Below are 20,121 nucleotides of genomic sequence, written 5' to 3' on the forward strand. Positions count from 1 at the left end.
TCAGGCCGGCCCCGCTCAGGGGTGCATGAATCCTTCGATCAGCGCCGGCGCTCGACCACCGTCAGGGTGAAGTCGTCGTACGACGGCGCGTGCTTCCTGTCGCCGCCGTAGACGGCCCGGACCTGGTGCGTGCCGGGGCTGGGCAGCCGGTCGACGGTGCAGGTCGCCGTGCCCTTCTTCACCTGGGCCTCGCACAGCACGTCCTCGCCGATGAGGAACTGCACGGGGCCGGTCGCCGAGGTCGGCGTGACCGTGGCGGTGAGCTTCACGCTCTTGCGCCAGGTGGCCGTCACGTCGTCGGCGCGGACCGACGTCGGGATGCTCACGTCGGTCGGGATCTTCGTCACGGTGACCACGCGGCTGGCGACCGCCTGGTTGCCGTTGGTGTCGGAGACCAGGTAGGTGAGGGCGTAGCTGCCCGGGGTGCCGGTGTCGACGGCGCCGACCACCTGGATCTTGTCGGTGACGTCGCCGGCGGTGTTGTCGACCGCGGTGACCCCGGCGAGCGGGTCGAAGTCCGTGCCCTGCTGAACCGTGGTCGACGCGGGGACGGTGAGCACCGGCGGGGTGACGTCGGTGCCGGCGGCGGTGGCGGTGAAGAAGCCGCCGAACTGGTCGGCCGAGCCGACCTGGTCACCGTCGCCGGTGCGGCTGGTGCTGGTCCAGGCGTACAGCTCGCCCTCGGTCAGGCCCTGCCACGCCACGCTGGCCGGCCAGCCCGACTTCGCGGTGGCCGTGCCGATCACCGTGTCGGTCGGGGTGACGACGACCAGGCTGTCCGTGCCGAAGCTGGTGGTCCGGCTGGACAGGTCGATCGGCAGCACCATGTTGTCCTCGGCGCCGTTGTAGCGCTTGCGGTCGTCGTACTCGGTGGCGCTGAAGTTGTTCAGCATCGGCGAATAGGTGTCGATGCTCATCTCGGACCGCTCGACGTCGATCTGCAGCAGGCGCAGGAAGCTGGCGCCGAACTGAAGCAGGTCGGTCGCCTTGTGGTCGACGGTGCCGTCGCCGTTGAGGTCGAGGTTGCCGTTGGCGTCGACCTTCTCCGGCCACAGCTCGCCGGCGGTCATCTTGTAGAACTGGTAGTCCGCGAGCAGCTCGACCACGTCGTGGGACACCGTCACGCCGACGCCGGTCTTGAGGTTGGTGCCGACGCCGTGCTCGTGGCCGGCGAGGACCAGGAACACGTTCGGGTTGGACTGGACGATGGTCGAGAAGGCCCGGGAGCCGTCGGTGGAGAAGTTGGCTCCGCGGCCGTCCGGCGTCCCGGACGGGGCGAGGTAGGCGTGGGTGAGCAGGATGCCGTTGCGGTCGTGGTACCGCTGGAACACCGAGCTGGCCCAGCCGGCCTCTGCCTGGGTGACGCCGTAGGACAGGCCGACGGCCACGAAGTCCAGACCGCCGGCGGAGAACAGGACGTAGTTGTTCTGGTTGTCCTTGCCCCGGGTGACCGTGTTGCCTGCCGCGTCGGTGGTCTCGTCCCACGCGTGGTAGGACGCCTTGGACACGGCCGGCCACTTCTGTGAGCCGTCGTAGTACCGGTCCGGCCCGTAGTACCGGTTGAAGCGGGACGCCGGGCCGGTCTCGTTGCCGCCCTGGTTGTCGTGGTTACCCGCGACGACCTGGTTGACCAGGCCCGCCTCATCGAGGGTCCGCTGCGCCTCCGAGGTGAACTGGAACTCGCGGGTCACCTGCTCGTCCAGGCCCGGGTAGAGCAGGTTGCCGTTCGAGTCCTTGGCGAGCGGGTCGGAGTAGTCGTTCTCGATGACGTCACCGGTGTGCGCGGTGTAGGCGATCTTCTTGCCGGAGCCGTTCGCCGCGAGCCACCGGGTGGTGTCCCGGTAGGACTTCTGCCAGAGCGCCCGCTCCTCCATCGTCATCTTGTCGGTCGGCTCGTCGACGCCGTCGAAGTCGTCGTACGTGCCGCCGGCCGCGCCCTCGGCGAGGTACTGGGTGTCGGTGAAGTGGGCGAGGGAGAAGTCGTACGACGCGGGGTCGTCGAAGTGGTCCCGGTTCGCCGGGGCGCCGGCCGAGCCGTCGCGCGGCGCGAGGTCGTCGGCGAACGGGTCGACACCGACCACCAGGACGTGCACCGTGCCGTTGTCGACAACCTCGGGCCGGACGGCGGCCTTCAGCGTGGTGTCACTCTCGGCCTGGCCGCGCGCGGTGGCGAGTTCGGTCCACGCCGTGGTGGCGGTGTTCCAGGCGAGCAGGGAGACGGCCCGCTCGGGGTCGACCACGCCGCTCCACAGGATCTGGCGGCGCTCGCCCGACGGCGGCACCTGGACGTCGAACCGCTGGAACGGGATGGTGCCGGTGGACGGGCTGTTCGCGAGCTTGCCGTCGGGGCGCGGGCTCGCGCCGATCTGGCCGCCCTCGGTGTAGGAAAAGTCGAGGGTGGAGGGCATGACCGGGACGACGCCCTGGAAGCCGCCCGCCGGCACGCTCGGGGTGGCCTGCTTGAAGGTGGTGGTGACGTCACCGCCGTCGGGGTTGTGGGCGATCGCCGAAAGGGTGACCCGGCCGCTGCCCTGGCCGACGTCGGTGCCACCACCGGTCGGGATGGCGTCGGAGGTGAACCGGACGGTCCTGGTGACCGCCTTGCCGAACACGTCGGTCGCCGAGATCTCCAGGGTGTGGCCGCCGGACTTCAGGCCGGCGCCGATCTCCTGGCCGACCTGGACGGGCTGGCCGTCGAGCAGGTAGCGCCAACCGGTGGCGTTGCCCTGGTTGGCGACGGTCAGCTGGAACTCGGTCGGGCGGCTGAGGTGGGCACCCTCGGCCGGCACGGTCGCGGTGACCGCGACACCCGCGTCCCGGACGTCACCGAGCGCGGCGACGTTGAGGGCCTGCACCTCGTCCAGGCCCAGGACCCGGGAGTAGATGCGGGCGTTGCGTACGGTCGCCGGCGCCCAGAACTGGTTGACCGCGTCGGCGCCCACGTAGAAGCTGTTGCGGGCGGCGCCGCCCGGCAGCCCCAGCGGGGCGGGCGCGGCGACCGAGGCGGCCAGGACACCGTCGACGTACAGGCGGGCCGTGGCGCCGTCCCAGGTGCCGACGGCGTGGTACCAGCGGCCGGAGGAGATCGCCACCTGGGCGTTGCGGTACGCGCCGTTGGCGTACACGGCGAAGGTCAGCTTGTCGCCGTACACCACGATCGAGTAGCCGCCGCTCTCCTTCTCCGAGCACACCGAGTGCTCACCGGAGTTGGGCAGGGTGCCGTTGTCCTTGAAGGTGCACTCGATCGAGACCTGGTTGCGGATCTTCGCCCACTGCGCGTCGCCCATCGCGTAGGCGTACGCGTCGTTGGCGCCGTCGAAGGACGCGACCGGCACCTTCACCGCGCTGTCCTGCGCGATGACCGGCTCGCCGACGGTGGTGACGGCGAGGTTCTGCGCGTCGTCCTTCGGGGTGCTGTCGTCGAAGTCGACGTCGAGGACGTCGGCGACGGGCACCTGCGGCGCGAGTCCGTACGCGGAGGCCAGCTCGGCCGTCTCGGCGGCGGTCAGTGACCGGCTCCAGACCTTGCTGGCGGCGAAGGAGGCCGGCGGGGCGACCTGCCCGATGCCGGTGGGGGCCGCGTCGGCACCGATCACGAACCGGCGCGAGGTCGCGGCGGGCGGGGTGAGCGCGCCGGTGGCGCCGGCGGAGCCGGCCAGCTGGCCGTTGAGGTAGAGGCGCAGCATCTGGCCGTCCCAGGCCGAGACGGCGTGGTACCAGCGGTTACCGGTGATCGGCGTCAGCACGGACTTGTAGCCGCCACCGATGTGGGCCATCGTGCCGAGGTTGCCGCCGGTGACGTAGACGGAGAAGCCGCCGCCCTCCTTGTCGGAGCAGAGGTCCTTCTCGCCGCTGACCGGCATGGCGGTGTCGATCCGGAAGACGCACTCGATGGCAAAGCCGGTGGAGAACCGGCTCCACTGGTCGGTGAAGTCGAAGGAGATTGCGTCGTCGACGCCGTCCACCTTCAGGAGTTGGTGGTCGAACGTGGTGTCGGTGGCGTAGGTCGGAGCGCCCCAGGTGGTGGGGGTGAGGTTCTGCGCCCGGTCGGTGGCGGTGCCGCCGGTGAAGGCGACGTCGAGCACGTCGGCGGCCGGGACGGCCGCGGCGACCTGGTTGACGCTGCCGAGCGTCGGCGCGTCCTGGGCGGGTAACAGCAGCGCGCCGGCGGCCACCGCGAGCCCGAGGGCGGACGCGCCGAGCCGGCGCCACCCTCGGGCGATCGCGAGTCGTGTCGTCACGACATCTCCTTTGGTTGCGGGTTCTTCTGGTGTTGGTGGTGGGTCACTGGTCGCCGATCCGCGGGGATCGGGTCAGGTGCCGGGCAGGCCGGCCACGGCGGCGGCGGAGATGCCGAGGCCGATGAGGGTGATCCCGCAGGCGGCCAGCACGGGGGCCACCCGCGCGGCCACGTGCAGGAGGGCGCGGGAGGAGCCGGCGCGTACCACGAGGGAGCGGCCGGTGAGCGCCAAAAGCCCGACGGTGAAGAGCACCGCGGCGAGCCCGAGGCCGAAGCAGGCGACCAGGACCAGGGCGAACCCGGCCCGGCCGGCGAAGATGCCGGTCACCAGCACGAGGAAGGCCGCCGGCGACGGCGTCAGACCGCCGGACACGCCCAGCAGGAGCAGTCCCGGCCGCGAGGTGTGGCCGTGGTCATGGCTGTGGCTATGCGCATGGCCGTGGCTGTGGTCATGACTGTGGCTGTGGGCATGGCTGTGACCGCGCCCGCGCAGGTGGCGTCGCAGCAGCCAGAGCCCGACGGCGACGACGGTCAGGCCGGCGGCCAGCTGGAGCCCGGTGGTCAGGCGCTCCAGGCTGACCAGGTCGGAGAGGGAGAAGAAGGTCCAGGCGACAGCGATGGCCAGCACCGAGACGGTGTGCATGACGGCCACCGAGACTCCCAGCCAGGCGGCGTCGCGGACCCGGCCGCGGGAACCGATCAGGTACGCCGCGGCGAGGCTCTTGCCGTGGCCGGGCGCGAGCCCGTGTGCGGCCCCGGCCAGGAACGCGATCACCAGCGCCACCGGCACGAAACCCGGTGACTGCACCGTCTCGATCAGCCGATCGCCCAACCCGGCGGCGCCGAAGAGATCACCGATGGCGAGGTGGACGGCAGGACCGGAACCGAGGAGGACGGTGCCGATGCTGGTGGTCGCATCCATGTGTCAGGCCCTTCGTCGCCGTCGGCGGTACCAGAAGATTCCGGCCGCGACGGCGGCCAGCATGACGCCTCCGACGACGAGGAGTTGCCGGGCGCTCTCGTCCGTAGCCACCGCAGATCGGGTTGGCGCAAGGTCGGATCGGGTGCCCCCGCCGGCCGAGACGTTCCAGTCGGCCGACTCGTGCCGGGCGTCGTACACGGCCTTCTGGCCGCCGGGGCCTCGCGCGAGCGTCCGGTAGGCCTCGTGCAGGTCGGTGAGCATCCGGGACGTCACGGTCACCGTGCTCACCGGTTCGGGGCAGGTGAAAAGCACCTCGGCGCCGTCCTTCGTCAGGTCACCGGCGATGCTCACCTCGCCGTCGCAGGACCGCCCGTCCTGGGTCACGATGATCCGCTCGGTCAGGTACCCGGCGAGCTCGGAGGCCTTGGTCATCGCCTCGGCGTCGGAGTCCTCGTAGGTCACCGCACCGTCCAGCATCACCCGGTCCTTCGGCAGCACGCCGAGGTCGATGCCGAGCAGCGTCAGGTCGTCGGCTCCGCCGACGAGCCAGCGGACCCGAACACGATGATCGCCCTCACCGGCGACCTCAATCTGCTGTGGGGCGCCGAAGGGATGCGCCGAGGCCGGGTCCGGGACCAGCGCGCCCACCAGCGCCAGTGCGAATGCCGCCCACAATAGACGCAGAGCACGGTGCGCGGAGGACACGGTGGACCCGCCATTCGCTCGGAGGTCGGCCGGGGACCCGGTGATCGTTTCGGCCGCAGGTGACCAACGAGGTCACGGAAACTGAGCGAACGTTGACAGGGAGATTGCCGTACTTCAAAGACCTATCCGGCGATCGTCGCCGGGACCGGCAGGCCCTGCCGCACCTCGAGGACCGCCCGTTCGCCCAGCGGCTGCGCCAGTTCCACCTCGGCGGTCCGCAGCGCCCCGAGGGCCGCGCACGCCTCGTCGCCCGCGTGCGGGTGGGTGATGACGATGACGACCACGGCGCGGTGGGCGGACGGCTGGCCGCCGACCGGGTCCGCCGCTGCCGGCCGGGCTTGCCGCGCGGCACCCACACCCGCTTTCGCTGACACCTCAGGGCAGCGGTGCCGGGCCGCCGAACACGACCGGGATGCCGGGCGAGTAGAGCACGCTCACCGGCGGTCCGGCTGGCGGCGGCAACCCGGCGGCGGCAACGAGGCCGTCGTCGAGGTGCAGCAGCTCGGCCCGGTGCAGCGGCCACTGCGGATGCCAGTTCGGCAGGTGCAGGGTGCGCCCGTACGCCCGGGTGTGCAGGCCCCAGCGGGCGGTGAGGAAGTGCTCCAGCGGGGTCGGGTCGGCGATCGGCGCACCGACCCGGACCGCCATCCGGCTCGACGCGCCGGCCGGGCCGGGCCAGCGGCGCCGGCAGCGGTAGGTGAGGCGGTCCCCGTCCCGGTCCAGCCGCATCGCCGACCACTTGTACGGCAGCCGCAGGCTCAGCTGCGCGACCAGCACCGGCACCAGCCGGGAGGCGTCCAGCGAGCGGAACACCACGGCCCGCCGCCCGGTGCCGTCGACCGAGTAGAGCCGGACGTTGGTCTCCCAGAAGGTGCCGAAGTACGGCACCCCCGGTCCCCGGCCGAGGCCCAGCCCGACCATCCGGAAGCCGATCAGCCCGACGTAGCTGAGCCCGTCGAGGGTGTCGGGGCGGGTGCCGGCGGGCAGCAGCGGCGCGACCACCTCCGGCTCGACCGCCCAGTGCAGGAAGGTGAGGTCCTGCCAGCGCTGCCGCAGCCACGCGCGCGGGAACGCCCGGACGGGCGCGCAGTCGACCGGCTCGATGTCCACGTGCCCATCGTGCCCCCTGCGGCGGTCAAGCGAGGAACGCCAGCAGGTGCCGCAGCGTCTCGTCGGGCGCCTCCTCGGGCAGGAAGTGCCCGGCCGCGACCGGACCGCCCTCGACCTGGTCCGCCCAGGCCCGCCACACCTCGAGCGGCCGGTACCACGTCGCCACCGGGCCGGCATGCCCCCACAGCGCCAGCACCGGACAGCCGATCCGCCGCCGGCCCCGGTCGGCCCGGTCGTGCTCGTAGTCGAGGGTCGCCGCCGCCCGGTACTGCTCGCAGATCGCGTGAACGGCCTCCGGCCTGCCGAGCTTCGCCACGTACTCCGCCCGCACGGCCGCGGGAAAGGCGTCCGGCACCTCCGACAGATCGTCGAGCATGTGATCGACGATGACCTCCGGCGCCCGCGCGACCAGCCGCTCCGGCACCGGCTCGGGCGCGGCCAGGAACGACCAGAGCCAGAACCCCAGGCTGAAGGCCATGTCGGCCCGGTCGAACGCGTCGCCGGTGGGCACGATGTCGAGCACCGCGAGGCGGCTCACCGCGTCGGGATGGTCCAGCGCCATCCGGTACGCGCACCGCCCGCCGCGATCGTGCCCCACGACCGCGAACCGGTCGTAGCCCAGCAGCCGCATGACCTCCACCTGCTCGGCGGCCACCCGCCGCATGCTGTACGGGGCGTGGTCCGGCGCGCTGGGCGGCGCACCGCTGTCGCCGAAACCGCGCAGGTCCGTGGCGACCACGGTGAACCGCTCCGCGAGCCTGGGCGCGACCCGGTGCCACATGAGGTGCGTCTCGGGCATGCCGTGCAGCAGCAGGACCGGCGGCCCGTCACCACCCCGCCGCCCGTGGATCGTCGTGTCGGAGGTGACAACGTCCACCTCCGCGAAGCCCTCGAACACCGGATGCCACCTCCTGTCCGGGCCCTCGTGGACCCGCCCGGTTCAACGACCGGGACCCGGTGGTAGCGCGGCGGCCCGGCGCCCGATGCGCCGGGCCGCCGCCGGACCGGTGTTGCCGCACCGGGTCCCGAGGCCGGCCGGGAAGCGGGGACGCCTCACTCCGGCCGGTGGCAGACGGCCTCGACGTTGTTGCCGTCCGGGTCGCGGACGAACGCCCCGAAGTAGGTCGGGTGGTATTCCGGCCACACCCGCGGCGCGTGCAGCACCTCCGCACCGGCCGCGACCGCGGCGTCGTGGAACGCCTGCACGGCGGCCCGGTCGGGGGCGGTGAAGGCGATGTGTGCCTCCAGCGACGTGCCGGCCTCGGCGGGCGCGGGGACCAGCCAGAAGTCGGGACTGTCGACGCCGTAGCCGATCGGGCCGGGCTCCATGATCCGCCGACCGCCCAGCGGGGCGAGCACCGCGTCGTAGAAGGCGGCGCTGGCCGGCAGGTCGCGCACCATGACGGAGAAGTGGTCGAGCACGTCGCCTCCCAGCGATCGTCGTTGACCGCGCCAGGCTACGAGCCGGCTACGACACTTCCTCTGCCTCGTAGTACTCCGCGTACCACCGGGACTGCTCGTCGATGCTGAAGGCCGCCACGTCCTCCGGGTGGACCGACGACAGGTACGCCACCACCTCCCCGGCCTCCGCCGTGCCGAGCGCCCGCAGGTGATCGAGGGTGCGGTCCCGGCCCGCGCCGCAGAGCAGCTGCCACTCCACCGAGCAGGCGGCGTCGAAGCTGGAGTGCTTCGCCCGCCAGATCAGCGGCACGTCGGCCAGGTCACCGTGCAGGAACAACTGCACGCAGGCGAGGTGGATGAGCGCACTGTCGTTGTGGGCACCCAGCGCGGTCTGCTCGCGGAGCAGGGCGCGCACCGGCCCCAGGTCGGCCGGGCGCAGGCCGTGGCGGCGGTACCACTCGTCCTCGTCCATCCCGCCATCGTGCCTGCCCACCCCGGTGCTGGTGAACGTCGGACCGGCCTGCTGAGATGTGCCCATGGGGGAGTCCGACGCGCGGCGCACCGTCGAGGCGGTGTGGCGGATGGAGGCCGGCCGGGTGGTCGCCGGCATCGCGGCGCTGGTCCGCGACGTCGGCCAGGCCGAGGAGCTGGCCCAGGACGCGCTGGTCGCCGCGCTGGAGCAGTGGCCGCGCGACGGTGTGCCGGCCAATCCCGGGGCGTGGCTGACGACCGTCGGCAAGCGCCGGGCCGTCGACATGCTGCGCCGCAGACAGACCCAGCAGCGTACGCTCGCCGAGCTCGGCCGGGACCTCGACGAGCAGGTCACCCCCGACTTCGACGCCGCGCTGGACGAGCACATCGAGGACGACCTGCTGCGGCTGATCTTCGTGGCCTGCCACCCGATCCTGTCGCCGATCGCCCGCGCCGCGCTCACCCTGCGGCTGCTCGGCGGCCTCACCACCGGCGAGATCGCCCGCGCCTTCCTCACCACCGAACCCACCGTCGGGCAGCGCATCACCCGGGCCAAGCAGACCCTCGCCACCGCCAAGATCCCCTTCGAGGTGCCAGGCCCGGCCGAAGCCGCCGAACGCCTCGACTCGGTTCTCGAAGTCGTCTACCTCATCTTCAACGAGGGCTACTCGGCCACGGCCGGGGACGACTGGATGCGCCCCGCCCTCTGCCAGGAAGCGCTCCGTCTGGCCCGGCTGCTGCAGGGGCTCATGCCCGACGAGCCCGAGGTGCACGGGCTGGCCGCGCTGCTGGAGATCCAGGCGTCGCGTACCCGCGCCCGCACCGCCCCCGACGGCACGCCGATCCTCCTCAACGACCAGGACCGCAGCCGCTGGGACCAGTTGCTCATCCGGCGCGGCCTCGCCGCCCTCGACAGGGCCCGCACCGACCACCCCGGCCCGTACACCCTCCAGGCCGAGATCGCGGCCTGCCACGCGCGGGCGCGTACCCCGGAAGAGACCGACTGGGCGCGGATCGCGACCCTCTACGCGGAACTGGCCCGGCTCGTGCCCTCGCCCGTGGTGGAACTGAACCGGGCCGTCGCCGTCGCCCAGGCCGACGGGCCGGCCGCCGGCCTCGAACTGGCGCGGGAGCTGGAGTCCGAATCGGCGCTGGCCGGCTACCACCTGCTGCCCAGCGTGGTCGGCGACCTGCTCTTCAAGCTGGGCCGGCACGCGGAGGCACGGGCCGAGTTCGAGCGGGCGGCGTCGCTGACCGGCAACGCCCGCGAGCGGGCCCTGCTGCTCGACCGGGCCGCCGCCTGCGACGAATAAAAAATCTTGAGAACCCATGTCGGATCCGGGTCGCCCCGATCGACGCGTCAGCGAGAACCGATGACGAGGAGATCGAGATGACCAGTACGACGCTCACCCAGGCCGGGACCACACGGGTTGTCTCGACCGCCACCCTGCTCGCCGCGGGCGCCGCCGCCGGGCCGCTGTTCCTCGGGCTGGGCCTCGCCCAGGCGTTCACCCGGGACGGCTTCGACCTGAGCCGGCAGCCGCTCAGCCTGCTCGCCCTCGGCGAGTACGGCTGGATCCAGATCGCCAACTTCGTCCTCTCCGGGCTGCTGGCCCTCGCCGGGGCGGCCGGCTTCCGGCGGGCGCTGCGCGGCGGACCGGCCGCGGCGTGGGGGCCGGCGCTGGTGGCGGTGCTCGGTGGCGGGCTGATCGTCGCCGGGGTGCTGCGCGCCGACCCGAGCATGGGCTGGCCGGCCGGCGCGCCGGAGGGCAACCCCGAGACGATGAGTTGGCACTCCTACGGGCACGGGGTCGGGGCGATGCTCTCCTTCGGCTCGCTCACCGTCGCCTGCCTGGTCTTCGCCCGCCGCTTCGGGCGGGTGGGCGCACTGTCGTCGGTCCTCGTCGCCCTGGCGACGGTCGTCGTCATGGCCTGGCCCGACCAGGACAGCGTGAGCGTCCGGATGGTGCTCGGCTCGGCCCTGGTCTTCGGCTGGCTCACCGCGGTTTCCCTGCACACGATCACCGAGAGGAAGCACTGAGATGCGTTACATGCTGATGCACAAGCTGGACGAGGCCGTTCCCGGCAACTTCGAGCCGTCGCCGGAGTTCATGAAGCGGATGGGCGCCTACATGGAGGAGGTCTCCAGAGCGGGGATCCTGCTGGCCGCCGAGGGGCTCTGCAAGAGCAGCGAGGAGTCGGCGCGGATCACCGCGACCAAGGGCAAGAAGACCGTCACCGACGGGCCGTTCACCGAGACCAAGGAGCTGATCGCCGGGTTCGGGCTGATCGAGGTCCGGTCGAAGGAGGAGGCGGTCGAGTGGGCGAAGCGGTTCGTCGACGTCTTCACCGAGAGCGGGCTCGACGTCGAGGTCGACGTCCGGCGGGTCAGCGAAGGCCCGCACGAAGGCTGACATGACGCACTGGGGCTGAACCGCTATCGGAAAGCGGAGCGGGTGGCATCGGAGCACATCTCCGGTGCCACCCGTGCCAGCCGTTGTGCTTGGCGATCTTCGCGAGACGGCAACCGGGTTTAGGAACGAGCGTTCTTGACTGATCGTTCCTAAACCGGCTAGGGTCCTTCCATGGGCCGACCGAGAGCATTCGACGAGACCGAAGTGATCAGGGCGGCGGCAAGCCTGTTCGCCGCCAGGGCGTACGACGGCATCTCCGTCGACGACCTGGTGACGCACCTCGGCGTGCACCGCAACAGCCTGTACAAGGTCTTCGGCAGCAAGCGCGGGCTGTACCTGGTCGCCCTGCGGTGGCACCTGGAGCATCAGGTCCGGCCACTGCTGGCGAAGGTCACCGCGGCCCCCGACCCGGCACGAGCATTGCGGGACATGTTCGTGGCCGACACCGCGAGCCCCGACCTAGACCTGCTGCTGCTGGCCGTGGTCGAACGCGCGCCGGTGGACTCCGAGGTGGCCGAGGAAGTCGCCCGCGCCATGCGCGACTTCGACGCTGCCATCGATCTCACCCTGGGCGAGGGCGCGGCGACCGCCGACGACCCGCCGTCACCCCTGACCTACGCGCTCACCGCGGCGATCCTCGGCCTGCGTCTGCGGGTCCGCACCGGGGTCGACGCCGCCCGCGCCGGCACGGTCCTGTTCGACCGGATTCACCAACCGCAACGCTGAAGGAGCTTTCCATGGCAAAGGTACGCATCGACAACGACAGCCTCATCGTCGAGATCGAAGGGCTGGACAAGCTCTGGGCCCTCAAGAGCCGCCTGGCGATCCCGCTGCTCAACGTCCGAGGCGCCACCGCCGACCCCGGCGTGATCAAGGAGCCAAAGGGCATCCGCGCGCCCGGCGCCCACCTGCCCGGCGTCATCATCGCCGGTACGTTCCACATCGATGGTGAACGCATCTTCTGGGACGTCCGCGACCCGGCCAAAGCCGTCGTCATCCAACTGCGCGACGAGCGCTACACCCGTCTCATCATTCAAGTCGCCGACCCCCGGGCCACAGTCGCCCTCGTCGAGCACGCCATCGCCCACTCCACCACCTGATCCGAAATCAGTTACCACTCAAGCGCGGGTGCTGTTCCGGCAGCTTCGACCCGATATCCGTACCCGCCGATGGCGCATCCCGGGGTTTCGGCGGCGGTCAAGGCCCGCCATCGGCTGGGTCGGGAACCGCTCAAAGCGCTGTTCAGGCGTCTGCGTGGACCGCATGCCGACCCGGCGGAGCAGGGCATGTCGGCGTTCGGCCTGGCGAAGTAGTAGTAGGTGGCCGACTTCGGGGGCAGGTCGTGCGGCAGGTACGCCCACTGACAGCCGGTCCGGTTCTGGTAGAGGATCGCGTTCACGATCTCCCGCAGGTCGTAGTCACCCAGATGCCCCGAGACCGAGACACGCCTGGCCGTCCACGCCCGCAGGAACGGCCCGATCAGCGCCCACCGCTCGTCGGTGACATCGCTGGGGTACGGCTTTCGATCACCCATGACCGACCTGACGCCGCAGCCGGACGACGGTCACGACCAGGATTCACCTTCTCTGACATCGAGGAACCACTATCCATGGCGAATCAGCCGGAAGATCTCCAACCGGACGCAAATGCATGGATCACCACAAATATCTTCGAACCGCCCTCTCAGGTCGGTGGGGGTGTGGTGTCGGGTTCTTGTTTGATGGGTGGGAAATTCTCTTCCCCGTCGTAGTAGTCAGGGCCGTAGTCGGCGATGACGATGCGATGGGGGTTGATAGAGAGGTCGAATAGGTTGTTCATACCGAAGAGCATCATGATTTCTTGTCGGCGGATTCTGTTGTCGTTGTCGGGGATCCTGACGGTGAATTGCAGGTACACCGAGTTGGTGCGGTAGATGTCGGGTTCCCTGGTGCCGGGTTTAAGTGCGGTGTTGGCGAAAGCAATGGAGTTTGCGAAGCCTTCGGCGCTCATGGTGATGCTGCGCTTGCCTCGTCGGGGAGCCACAAGTCGCCGACCGCGAGACCGACGACCAGGGCGTTCGTTGGAAGTGCGGTAGGTTTCGAGGCTCATCGAATAGGATGGGTACAGCCGGTAGATTTGTTTCCAGGCTGCTTCTCGTTGCTTATTTTCGAGTACGGCGCCGAGGTACGGGCCGAGCAATTCCATGAGGAACTGCTGCAGGAGGGCGTCGTCCAGGGCCAATCCCAACTTGCCTTCGAGGCTGTCGGGTCCGCGTTCGTGAGGCTCCAGGAGGTTTGCGGTCATGCGGAGGACTTTGACTCGTCGGTTTTCTAATGATTCGCCGAGCACCAGTCGGCGGATCTCCGCTGCGACCATCTGCTCGAGCAGGGGCCACAGGCGCTCCATCTCCTCGTCTGGTATGGAGGGTAGCCGGGGGTCGTCCGGGTTGCTGGCGATGTCCTTCAGGAGCCTTCTGCCCGAGGTCATGCTCGCGGTGATGCGGTCGGCGTTGGCACGGACGACGGGGTGTACCTGGCCGTCGTCGTCGGCGAAGGGTGCATAGACGCGTCCGCGCGGGTCGTCAGCGTCGCGCCAGGGAAAGGCGTCGTCCATTGCCGGGTCTGGTTGGACGCTGTCTGTGATCTCTCGCATCAGCACGAGTTCTTGTTCGGCTGATACTTCCTCGGGGGTGGCCCAGATGATCTCGGTCCGTCCCTGACCGAGGTGACGCCGCTGTAGTGGTGTGGTGCGTGGTTCCGGGTTCGGTTGGTCGGGGTCGGGCCGCGACCTGATGGTGGCCGTCAGTCGGGGAGGCGACGAGGTCCGCGCTGCCGGCGGCCCCTGACCGACCTGCACCTGCCGCGGCTGGGTGTCGACCGGCGCGGACGTCGCAGGGGAAGCCCCGGCGCCCTGCTGATCGTTATTGACGGCGGCGGCGTTGTAGTGGTTGAGGATGGTCGGGTTGTTCGGGTCGGCCGCGACGTGGTACAGGTCGGCCGGCCGGCCGGCGGCCGGACCGTACTCGGCGCTTATCATCGGTTGCGCCCCCCACCCGGATTCCCGCCAGATGGTGACCCGGCGGCCGGTGGCGTGGGCCAGCAGGGGGCCTAGAAACTCCCCGGCCGGGGCGCTCCACTGCTGTTTCCAGTTGTCCACCGCTGCTCGGACCACGGCGAGCTCGTCGGGTTCGAGCTGACGGTCGGACTCGCTCAGCACGCCGACCAAGAAGTCACGGGCCGCGCCGGGTGCCAGGTCCTCCACCGGGAAGCCCTGGTTGTGCTGCGTGAGGAAGTCCAGTTGCCGCTGCGGCGCGTCCGTCGGCTCGCCGAGATCCAGCGGCCCGCCGGACAGCATCGCCGTGGCACGCACCGCGTGGTACCGGTGCTCGATCACGACCGTAGGCAGCATGCCGGCTTCGGTGACGTAAGAGCTGTCAAGGTAACGCAGCCAATTCAGCACCTGCTGGTGGCTCAGGGCCGCCACCTGCCGCACACGCTGCTCACGGAAGTTGGTCCGCTGCCTGGTCACATCGGCGGGCAACCGCCCGGCGTTGCTGTCCAGGTACCCCCGGACGTGGGCCTGCAACAACGCGCTCACCCGCGCCAGCGCAGACTCCCCGGACACCTCCGACCCGACCAGCCCCACCACGCTGGTACGCACCCGGCCGGGATCGGACAGGAACCGGGCCAAGTCCACGGGCAGGCGCGGATGCAGCACATCACGGACCCCGATCGGATCGGTCGCGATGAAGGCGTACAGCATGCAGTACCCGTCAGCCGGCACCGGCAACATCGGATCCGGGCCGGCCACCGACGCGACGGCCGGCCGCTGCAAAGACACCAACGACGATCTGTCCACCACAACATCCCAGAACGCGTCGGCTGATCTTTGCGTAGCGCCAGCCTGGCCGGCCGCCTGCGGCCAACGCTCCAGCGGCTGCGGCTGCGGCTGCGGCTGCGGCTGCGGCGCGGGGGCGGCCGTCGGCGTCCGCACTGCCGGCTGCCCCCGGTCGACCTGCGCGCTCGCCACCCCTGGCCGCAGCTGGCCCTGCACCGGAATCCCGACCACCGGACGGGCCCACGACCCGTCAACCGATGGGATCGGGCCGTCTGTGTTGGAACCGGGGAAATCTACCGTGTCCTGCGCCGCCTGGAATGCCATACCCACGGATCCAATTGACGCGGGTGCCACCGCGGCGGCGTTGCCGCTGGACCCACCGGTCAGCAGCGGCGGGTCCCCCACCGTCCGCCCGCCCGCACGCACGGTCGTGCTCTCGTAGGACCTCAGCCTGGCCACGTACTCTTCCGTGGGGGCCGGGTCCAGCCACCGCCAGAACGGGCCGCCGCCCCGGTCGTTCAGGCTCTCGACCTTGATCCACGCGGCCGGCTCACCCTCAGGCCGCCGGTCCGTGCGGTAACCGAACCGAACCGTCGCCTCCCGGCCCGCAGCGATCACACCGACACCCACCTTCTTGCCGTCCACCATGGTCGTCAGCTGCCCTTGCTGGTTGACCTGGACCCTTTTGGTGTACTCGCCGGTCAGCTCCGGCGGGCTCCCCGCCGTCCACCCGCCCGCACGCTCGGTCGTGCTCTTGTAGGTCTTCAGCCTGTTCAGGTCGTCCTCGGTGGGGGCCGGGTCCAGCCACCGCCAGAACGGGCCGCCGTCCCGGTCGTTCAGGCTCTCGACCTTGATCAACGCGGCCGGCTCACCCTCAGGCGACCCGTCCGTGCGGCCGAACCAGACCGTCGCCTCTCGGCCCGCAGCGACCACACCGACACGCGGCGTCTTGCCGTCCACCGTGATCGTCAGCCGCCCATACCGGTCGATCGGAACCATTTTGGTGTACCCGCCGGTCAGCTGCGGCGGGCTCCCCGCCGTCCACCCGCCCGCATGCTCGGTCGTGCTCTTGTAGGTCTTCAGCCGGTTCAGGTCGTCCTCGGTGGGGGCCGGGTCCAGCCACCGCCAGAACGGGCCGCCGTCCCGGTCGTTCAGGCTCTCGACCTTGATCAACGCGGCCGGCTCACCCTCAGGCGACCCGTCCGTGCGGCCGAACCAGACCGTCGCCTCTCGGCCCGCAGCGACCACACCGACACGCGGCGTCTTGCCGTCCACCGTGATCGTCAGCCGCCCATATCGGTCGATTGGAACCTTTTTGGTGTACCCGCCGGTCAGCTGCGGCGGGCTCCCCGCCGTCCACTCGCCCGCATGCGCGGTCCGGGGCTCGTAGGTCTTCAGCCTGTTCAGGTCGTCCTCGGTGGGGGCCGGGTCCAGCCACCGCCAGAACGGGCCGCCCTCCCGGCCCTCCAGGCTCCCGACCTCGATCCACGCGGCCGGCTCACCCGCAGGCGACCCGTCCGTGCGACCGAACCAGACCGTCGCCTCCCGGTCCGCTGCGGCCGCACCGACACCCGGCTTCTTGCCGTCCACCGTGATCGTCAGCTGCCCTTGCTGGTTGACCTGGACCTCTTTGGTGTACCCGTCGGTCAGCTGCGGCGGCTTCCTCGCCGTCCACTCGCCCGCATGCACGGTCCGGGGCTCATAGTTCCGCAGCCTGTCCAGGTCCTTTTGGGTGGGGGCCGGGTCCAGCCACCGCCAGAACGGGCCGCCCTCCCGGCCCTCCAGGCTCCCGACCTTGATCCACGCGGCCGGCTCACCCGCAGGCGACCCGTCCGTGCGGCGGTGGCCGAACCAGACCGTCGCCTCCCGGTCCGCAGCGACCACACCGACAGCCGGCGTCTTGCCGCCTACCGTGAACGCCAGCCGCCCAAGCCGGTCGAGCGGAACCTTTTTGGTGTACCCGCCGGTCAGCTGCGGCGGGTCCCCCGCCGTCCACTCGCCCGCACGCTCGGTCTTGCTCTTGTAGGTCTTCAGCCTGTCCAAGTCCTTTTGGGTGGGGGCCGGGTCCAGCCACCGCCAGAACGGGCCGCCCTCCCGGCCCTCCAGGCTCCCGACCTTGATCCACGCGGCCGGCTCACCCGCAGGCGACCCGTCCGTGCGACCGAACCAGACCGTCGCCTCCCGGTCCGCTGCGGCCGCACCGATACCCGACTTCTTACCGCCCACCGTGATCGTCAGCTGCCCTTGCCGGTTGACCTGGACCTTTTTGGTGTACCCGCCGGTCAGCTGCGGCGGGTTCCCCGCCGTCCACCCGTCCGCCACATCAGCTGGGAGTCCTGCCCGATCGCCTGTTTCCTGGACCATCGACTCGGAGCCGAACTCACCGGAGTCGGGCCCGCCGTGCGCTGCCGCCGGTCCCCGGCCCGCAGACCGGCGCAGGAGCCCCTGACCGGTGCCGGCACCCTGATCGTGCCTGACGGTCTCGCTGCCGGACACCGCGATATTGATCCCGAACGCCTCCGAGACCAGGTGCGGCAAAATCTGCGTCAGGCCGGGCACAGACCTCTGCCTGGAATCCAACGCCTGCCGCAGCACCTCCAAGGAAGGATTGGACAACTTCAGACGCTGCCGGATATCCGTACGCTGGACGATCCGGTCAAGCTCGATGGCCAGATAGTGGCGGACATCATCAATCTCCACCGTCGGCAGACCGAGCGTCTCCGCCACCTGGCCCCCCGCGCTGACCAGCACCTGCCGGAAGAAGTCATCCCACGCCGGGGAGTAAACGATCTCGGGCGGCGCCGGGGCCGTCGTCGCCGGCGGTGGCACCGGCGTCCGCGGTTCGGCGTCCACCTCCATCACAACAACCCGCCCGGCGCCGGTCGGTGGCTCACCACCGCCGGGATTCAACGGCGCCTCAGAAACCCCCGACTCGTAACCGGGGAATCCTGGTGGCACGGCGTAACCATCGCCGTCCGACAGCTGCCCGCCTGCGTCAGAGCCGGCGTCGGCCGGGGGGTGCCATTCCATCGCCGCCGGCCGGCCCGGCAGCGAATCGGAGACCGGGTCCGACGACCCGGAGCCCGACTCGGGCAACCGAGCCGGCTGGTCGGACGGCTGCCAGGGGGAGAGCGTCGGTGTGTTCAGATTCAGCGCGTTCAGATCCTGGAATTCCGGATCAACAAACGCCGGGCCGGTGCCAGCCGCGTCGCCAGTCTCCTCCGGCAGGGACGGCTGCCAGGGGGAGCCGGACGGTTCGGGGGAGGTGGTGTCTGCCTGCATGGCTTGGGACGGGCCGCGGGGTGGGGTGGTGGAGGCGAGCAGGATGGCGTTGGGGTCGATGCTGGTCGTGGTGGTGGGCTGCGGGTGTGCGGTGGTGCGCTGGGGAAGGAGGTTGGTGATGGTGGTGGGTCGTCCGGTGCTGTCGAACGCGGCGAGTCGGGTGCTTGAGGCGAACAGGTGTCGCAGCCACGGGTCGGTGGTCGGGTCGGGTGGTTCGGGTCGGTCCTCGGCGCCGGGGACCAGGCCGTCGCGCACCTTGATCGTCGGTAGTCCGGGGGGTTGTGGTTGGCTGTGGAGGGCGAACACGTGTTGTGGTTCGTTGGGTGGTGCGACCTTGACCACGACCATCGAGCCCGGTGCCGCCCTGAGCGCGGCGAGTACGTCTTCTGGTGTGACTCCGTCGGGGTGGGCGACGCGTTCGGGTGTCGCGTCGAGGATGTCCAGGAGTTGTGGCCAGCTCGTGGTGGGTGCGGGTCGGCCGTCGGGTCCGAGGATCCGGTCGTCGGACACCGTCCGGTTGCCGGGCCGTCCGTAGGCGGTGGTGTAGGCGTCGAGGGTGGCCTGCACGCACCACCACCACGGGTCGCGGCTGTTGTCGGGGCCCACCGGTGTCTGATCGATCCAGTCGGCGACCCGCCGCGCGGACTCGGCCGCCGCGACGGCCGGCCCGGTCGCCGCGACCGCCGGCTCCGGTGCCGTGCTGGCCGGCTCGCCGCGTCCGGCCGGGTCACCACCGACCGAGTCGGCCGACGAGGACGCGTCACTGAACGGATCCCTGTCCCCGCTGTCGGGCTTGGCCGGGTCGCGGCTGATCGGCTCGTCCAGTGAGGAGAGGTCACTGACCGTGAAGGTGTCGTCGGGCCTGCTATCGCGGCTGAAAATGTCGTCGCCGGAGGCGGACAGGTCACTGACCGACGTCCTGTCGCTGGTGTGGTCGTGGTTCGGCGTGCCGTCGGTGCGGGGGGCAGCGCCACCCGGCACCGTAGTACGGGCGCCGGCCGCGTCCGGCGTGCCCGGAGTGCCCGGCGCGTTGGGCGTGGCCGGCACCTCGGACGTGCCCGGCACGCTGGGGGTGGCGGGCGTGGCGTTGCCGGTGGCCTGGGCGAGTACCTGGTGGTATCCGTTGACCCAGTCCTGTTGGAAGGATCCGGCGAGGGTGTCGTGGCTGGCCGGATCGACGCCGTACTTGCGGGCCAGGGCGGTGAACTGGGTTTCTGCCTGGCGGGTCGCTGCTGCGGTGTGCTGCTCGGGAGTCACCGGCACCGGCGGCGCGTCGGTACGCCGGTGTGCCGGGGTGTCCGCCGGGGACGGGGTGGTGTGCGGTGCGGTGATGTCGGGGATGGCCGCGGCCGTGACACGGGCCGGCAGGTCGGTGACCACCTGCCGGACCACGTCCGCCACGGCGTTCACCTGCGCGGCGTCGGGCCTGACCACCGCAGCCGACGGCACGGCGGGCGGCACAGTCAGTGGTGCGGCGGGTAGTGGAGTGGCGCCGAGGATCGCGTCGAGGCTCCGGTCCACGTGGGCCCGCACGTCCCGCTCGACCGCGGCGCGCACGACCTCCGACGGTGGCGGCGGCGCCCCGGGACCCCCCGGCACGCCAGCGCCCCCCGGCGGGACGACGCCGCCTGGCAGGACGACGCCGCCTGGCAGGGTGACGGGCGTCGGTGCGCCGGTGGTGAAGTACTGGTCGATGTGGTGCTGGGCGGCCAGGTGCACGGCCGAGCGCAACGCCTGCCGGTCGAACTCCCCGGGCAGCG

The 20,121-nt window shown here is 71.0% G+C and carries 14 protein-coding genes and 1 pseudogene; 5 read left to right on the forward strand and 10 right to left on the reverse strand.

Annotated elements, in window-relative coordinates:
• Window positions 1-38: 38 nt before the first annotated feature.
• From B0E53_RS08285 to B0E53_RS38585, 8 genes are all read right to left on the reverse strand, one after another.
• Window positions 39-4,241, reverse strand: a complete 4,203-nt coding sequence (locus B0E53_RS08285; RefSeq protein WP_107075469.1) for a LamG-like jellyroll fold domain-containing protein — start codon at window positions 4,239-4,241, stop codon at window positions 39-41.
• 72 nt (window positions 4,242-4,313) lie between these two features.
• Entirely contained in the window at window positions 4,314-5,162 is an 849-nt protein-coding gene (locus B0E53_RS08290) for a cobalt transporter (RefSeq protein ID WP_107075470.1), read from the reverse strand.
• A gap of 3 nt (window positions 5,163-5,165) precedes the next feature.
• Complete coding sequence (locus B0E53_RS08295; protein WP_146167619.1) at window positions 5,166-5,810, reverse strand: hypothetical protein; 645 nt, start codon at window positions 5,808-5,810, stop codon at window positions 5,166-5,168.
• A gap of 179 nt (window positions 5,811-5,989) precedes the next feature.
• Window positions 5,990-6,223 (reverse strand): hypothetical protein, encoded by a 234-nt coding sequence (locus tag B0E53_RS08300; protein ID WP_107075472.1) that lies wholly within the window; start codon window positions 6,221-6,223, stop codon window positions 5,990-5,992.
• 19 nt (window positions 6,224-6,242) lie between these two features.
• Window positions 6,243-6,977, reverse strand: coding sequence for a DUF2071 domain-containing protein (locus tag B0E53_RS08305; RefSeq protein ID WP_107075473.1), 735 nt, complete (start codon window positions 6,975-6,977; stop codon window positions 6,243-6,245).
• Window positions 6,978-7,002: 25 nt separating this feature from the next.
• The gene (locus B0E53_RS08310; RefSeq protein ID WP_107075474.1) at window positions 7,003-7,875 is read right to left on the reverse strand and encodes an alpha/beta hydrolase; all 873 of its coding nucleotides are present in this window, start codon (window positions 7,873-7,875) and stop codon (window positions 7,003-7,005) included.
• 155 nt (window positions 7,876-8,030) lie between these two features.
• On the reverse strand, window positions 8,031-8,399 hold the full coding sequence (locus B0E53_RS08315; RefSeq protein WP_107075475.1) for a VOC family protein: 369 nt from the start codon (window positions 8,397-8,399) through the stop codon (window positions 8,031-8,033).
• 46 nt (window positions 8,400-8,445) lie between these two features.
• A complete protein-coding gene (locus B0E53_RS38585) occupies window positions 8,446-8,850 on the reverse strand; it encodes a hypothetical protein (protein WP_210405991.1) in 405 nt (134 codons plus the stop codon).
• A 64-nt stretch (window positions 8,851-8,914) separates the two neighbouring features.
• On the opposite strand from B0E53_RS38585, the gene B0E53_RS08325 reads away from it, so the two are divergent.
• From B0E53_RS08325 to B0E53_RS08345, 5 genes are all read left to right on the forward strand, one after another.
• A complete protein-coding gene (locus B0E53_RS08325; protein WP_107075476.1) occupies window positions 8,915-10,162 on the forward strand; it encodes an RNA polymerase sigma factor in 1,248 nt (415 codons plus the stop codon).
• Window positions 10,163-10,239: 77 nt separating this feature from the next.
• Entirely contained in the window at window positions 10,240-10,890 is a 651-nt protein-coding gene (locus B0E53_RS08330; protein ID WP_107075477.1) for a DUF998 domain-containing protein, read from the forward strand.
• A gap of 1 nt (window position 10,891) precedes the next feature.
• Window positions 10,892-11,263 carry a YciI family protein gene (locus B0E53_RS08335; protein ID WP_107075478.1) on the forward strand — a complete coding sequence of 124 codons (372 nt, stop codon included), beginning with the start codon at window positions 10,892-10,894 and terminating at the stop codon, window positions 11,261-11,263.
• A gap of 171 nt (window positions 11,264-11,434) precedes the next feature.
• The gene (locus B0E53_RS08340; RefSeq protein WP_107075479.1) at window positions 11,435-11,989 is read left to right on the forward strand and encodes a TetR/AcrR family transcriptional regulator; all 555 of its coding nucleotides are present in this window, start codon (window positions 11,435-11,437) and stop codon (window positions 11,987-11,989) included.
• 11 nt (window positions 11,990-12,000) lie between these two features.
• Window positions 12,001-12,363: a hypothetical protein gene (locus tag B0E53_RS08345; protein WP_107075480.1), complete on the forward strand. Its 363-nt coding sequence runs from the start codon at window positions 12,001-12,003 to the stop codon at window positions 12,361-12,363.
• 203 nt (window positions 12,364-12,566) lie between these two features.
• Here the strand turns inward: B0E53_RS08345 and B0E53_RS40370 are convergent.
• A pseudogene (locus B0E53_RS40370) lies at window positions 12,567-12,797 on the reverse strand (transposase); the annotation flags it as partial.
• A 149-nt stretch (window positions 12,798-12,946) separates the two neighbouring features.
• Window positions 12,947-19,918: a hypothetical protein gene (locus B0E53_RS37440; RefSeq protein ID WP_210405992.1), complete on the reverse strand. Its 6,972-nt coding sequence runs from the start codon at window positions 19,916-19,918 to the stop codon at window positions 12,947-12,949.
• Window positions 19,919-20,121: the final 203 nt, after the last annotated feature.

The sequence above is a fragment of the Micromonospora sp. MH33 genome (assembly GCF_003013775.1).
Taxonomy (GTDB): domain Bacteria; phylum Actinomycetota; class Actinomycetes; order Mycobacteriales; family Micromonosporaceae; genus Micromonospora; species Micromonospora fulviviridis.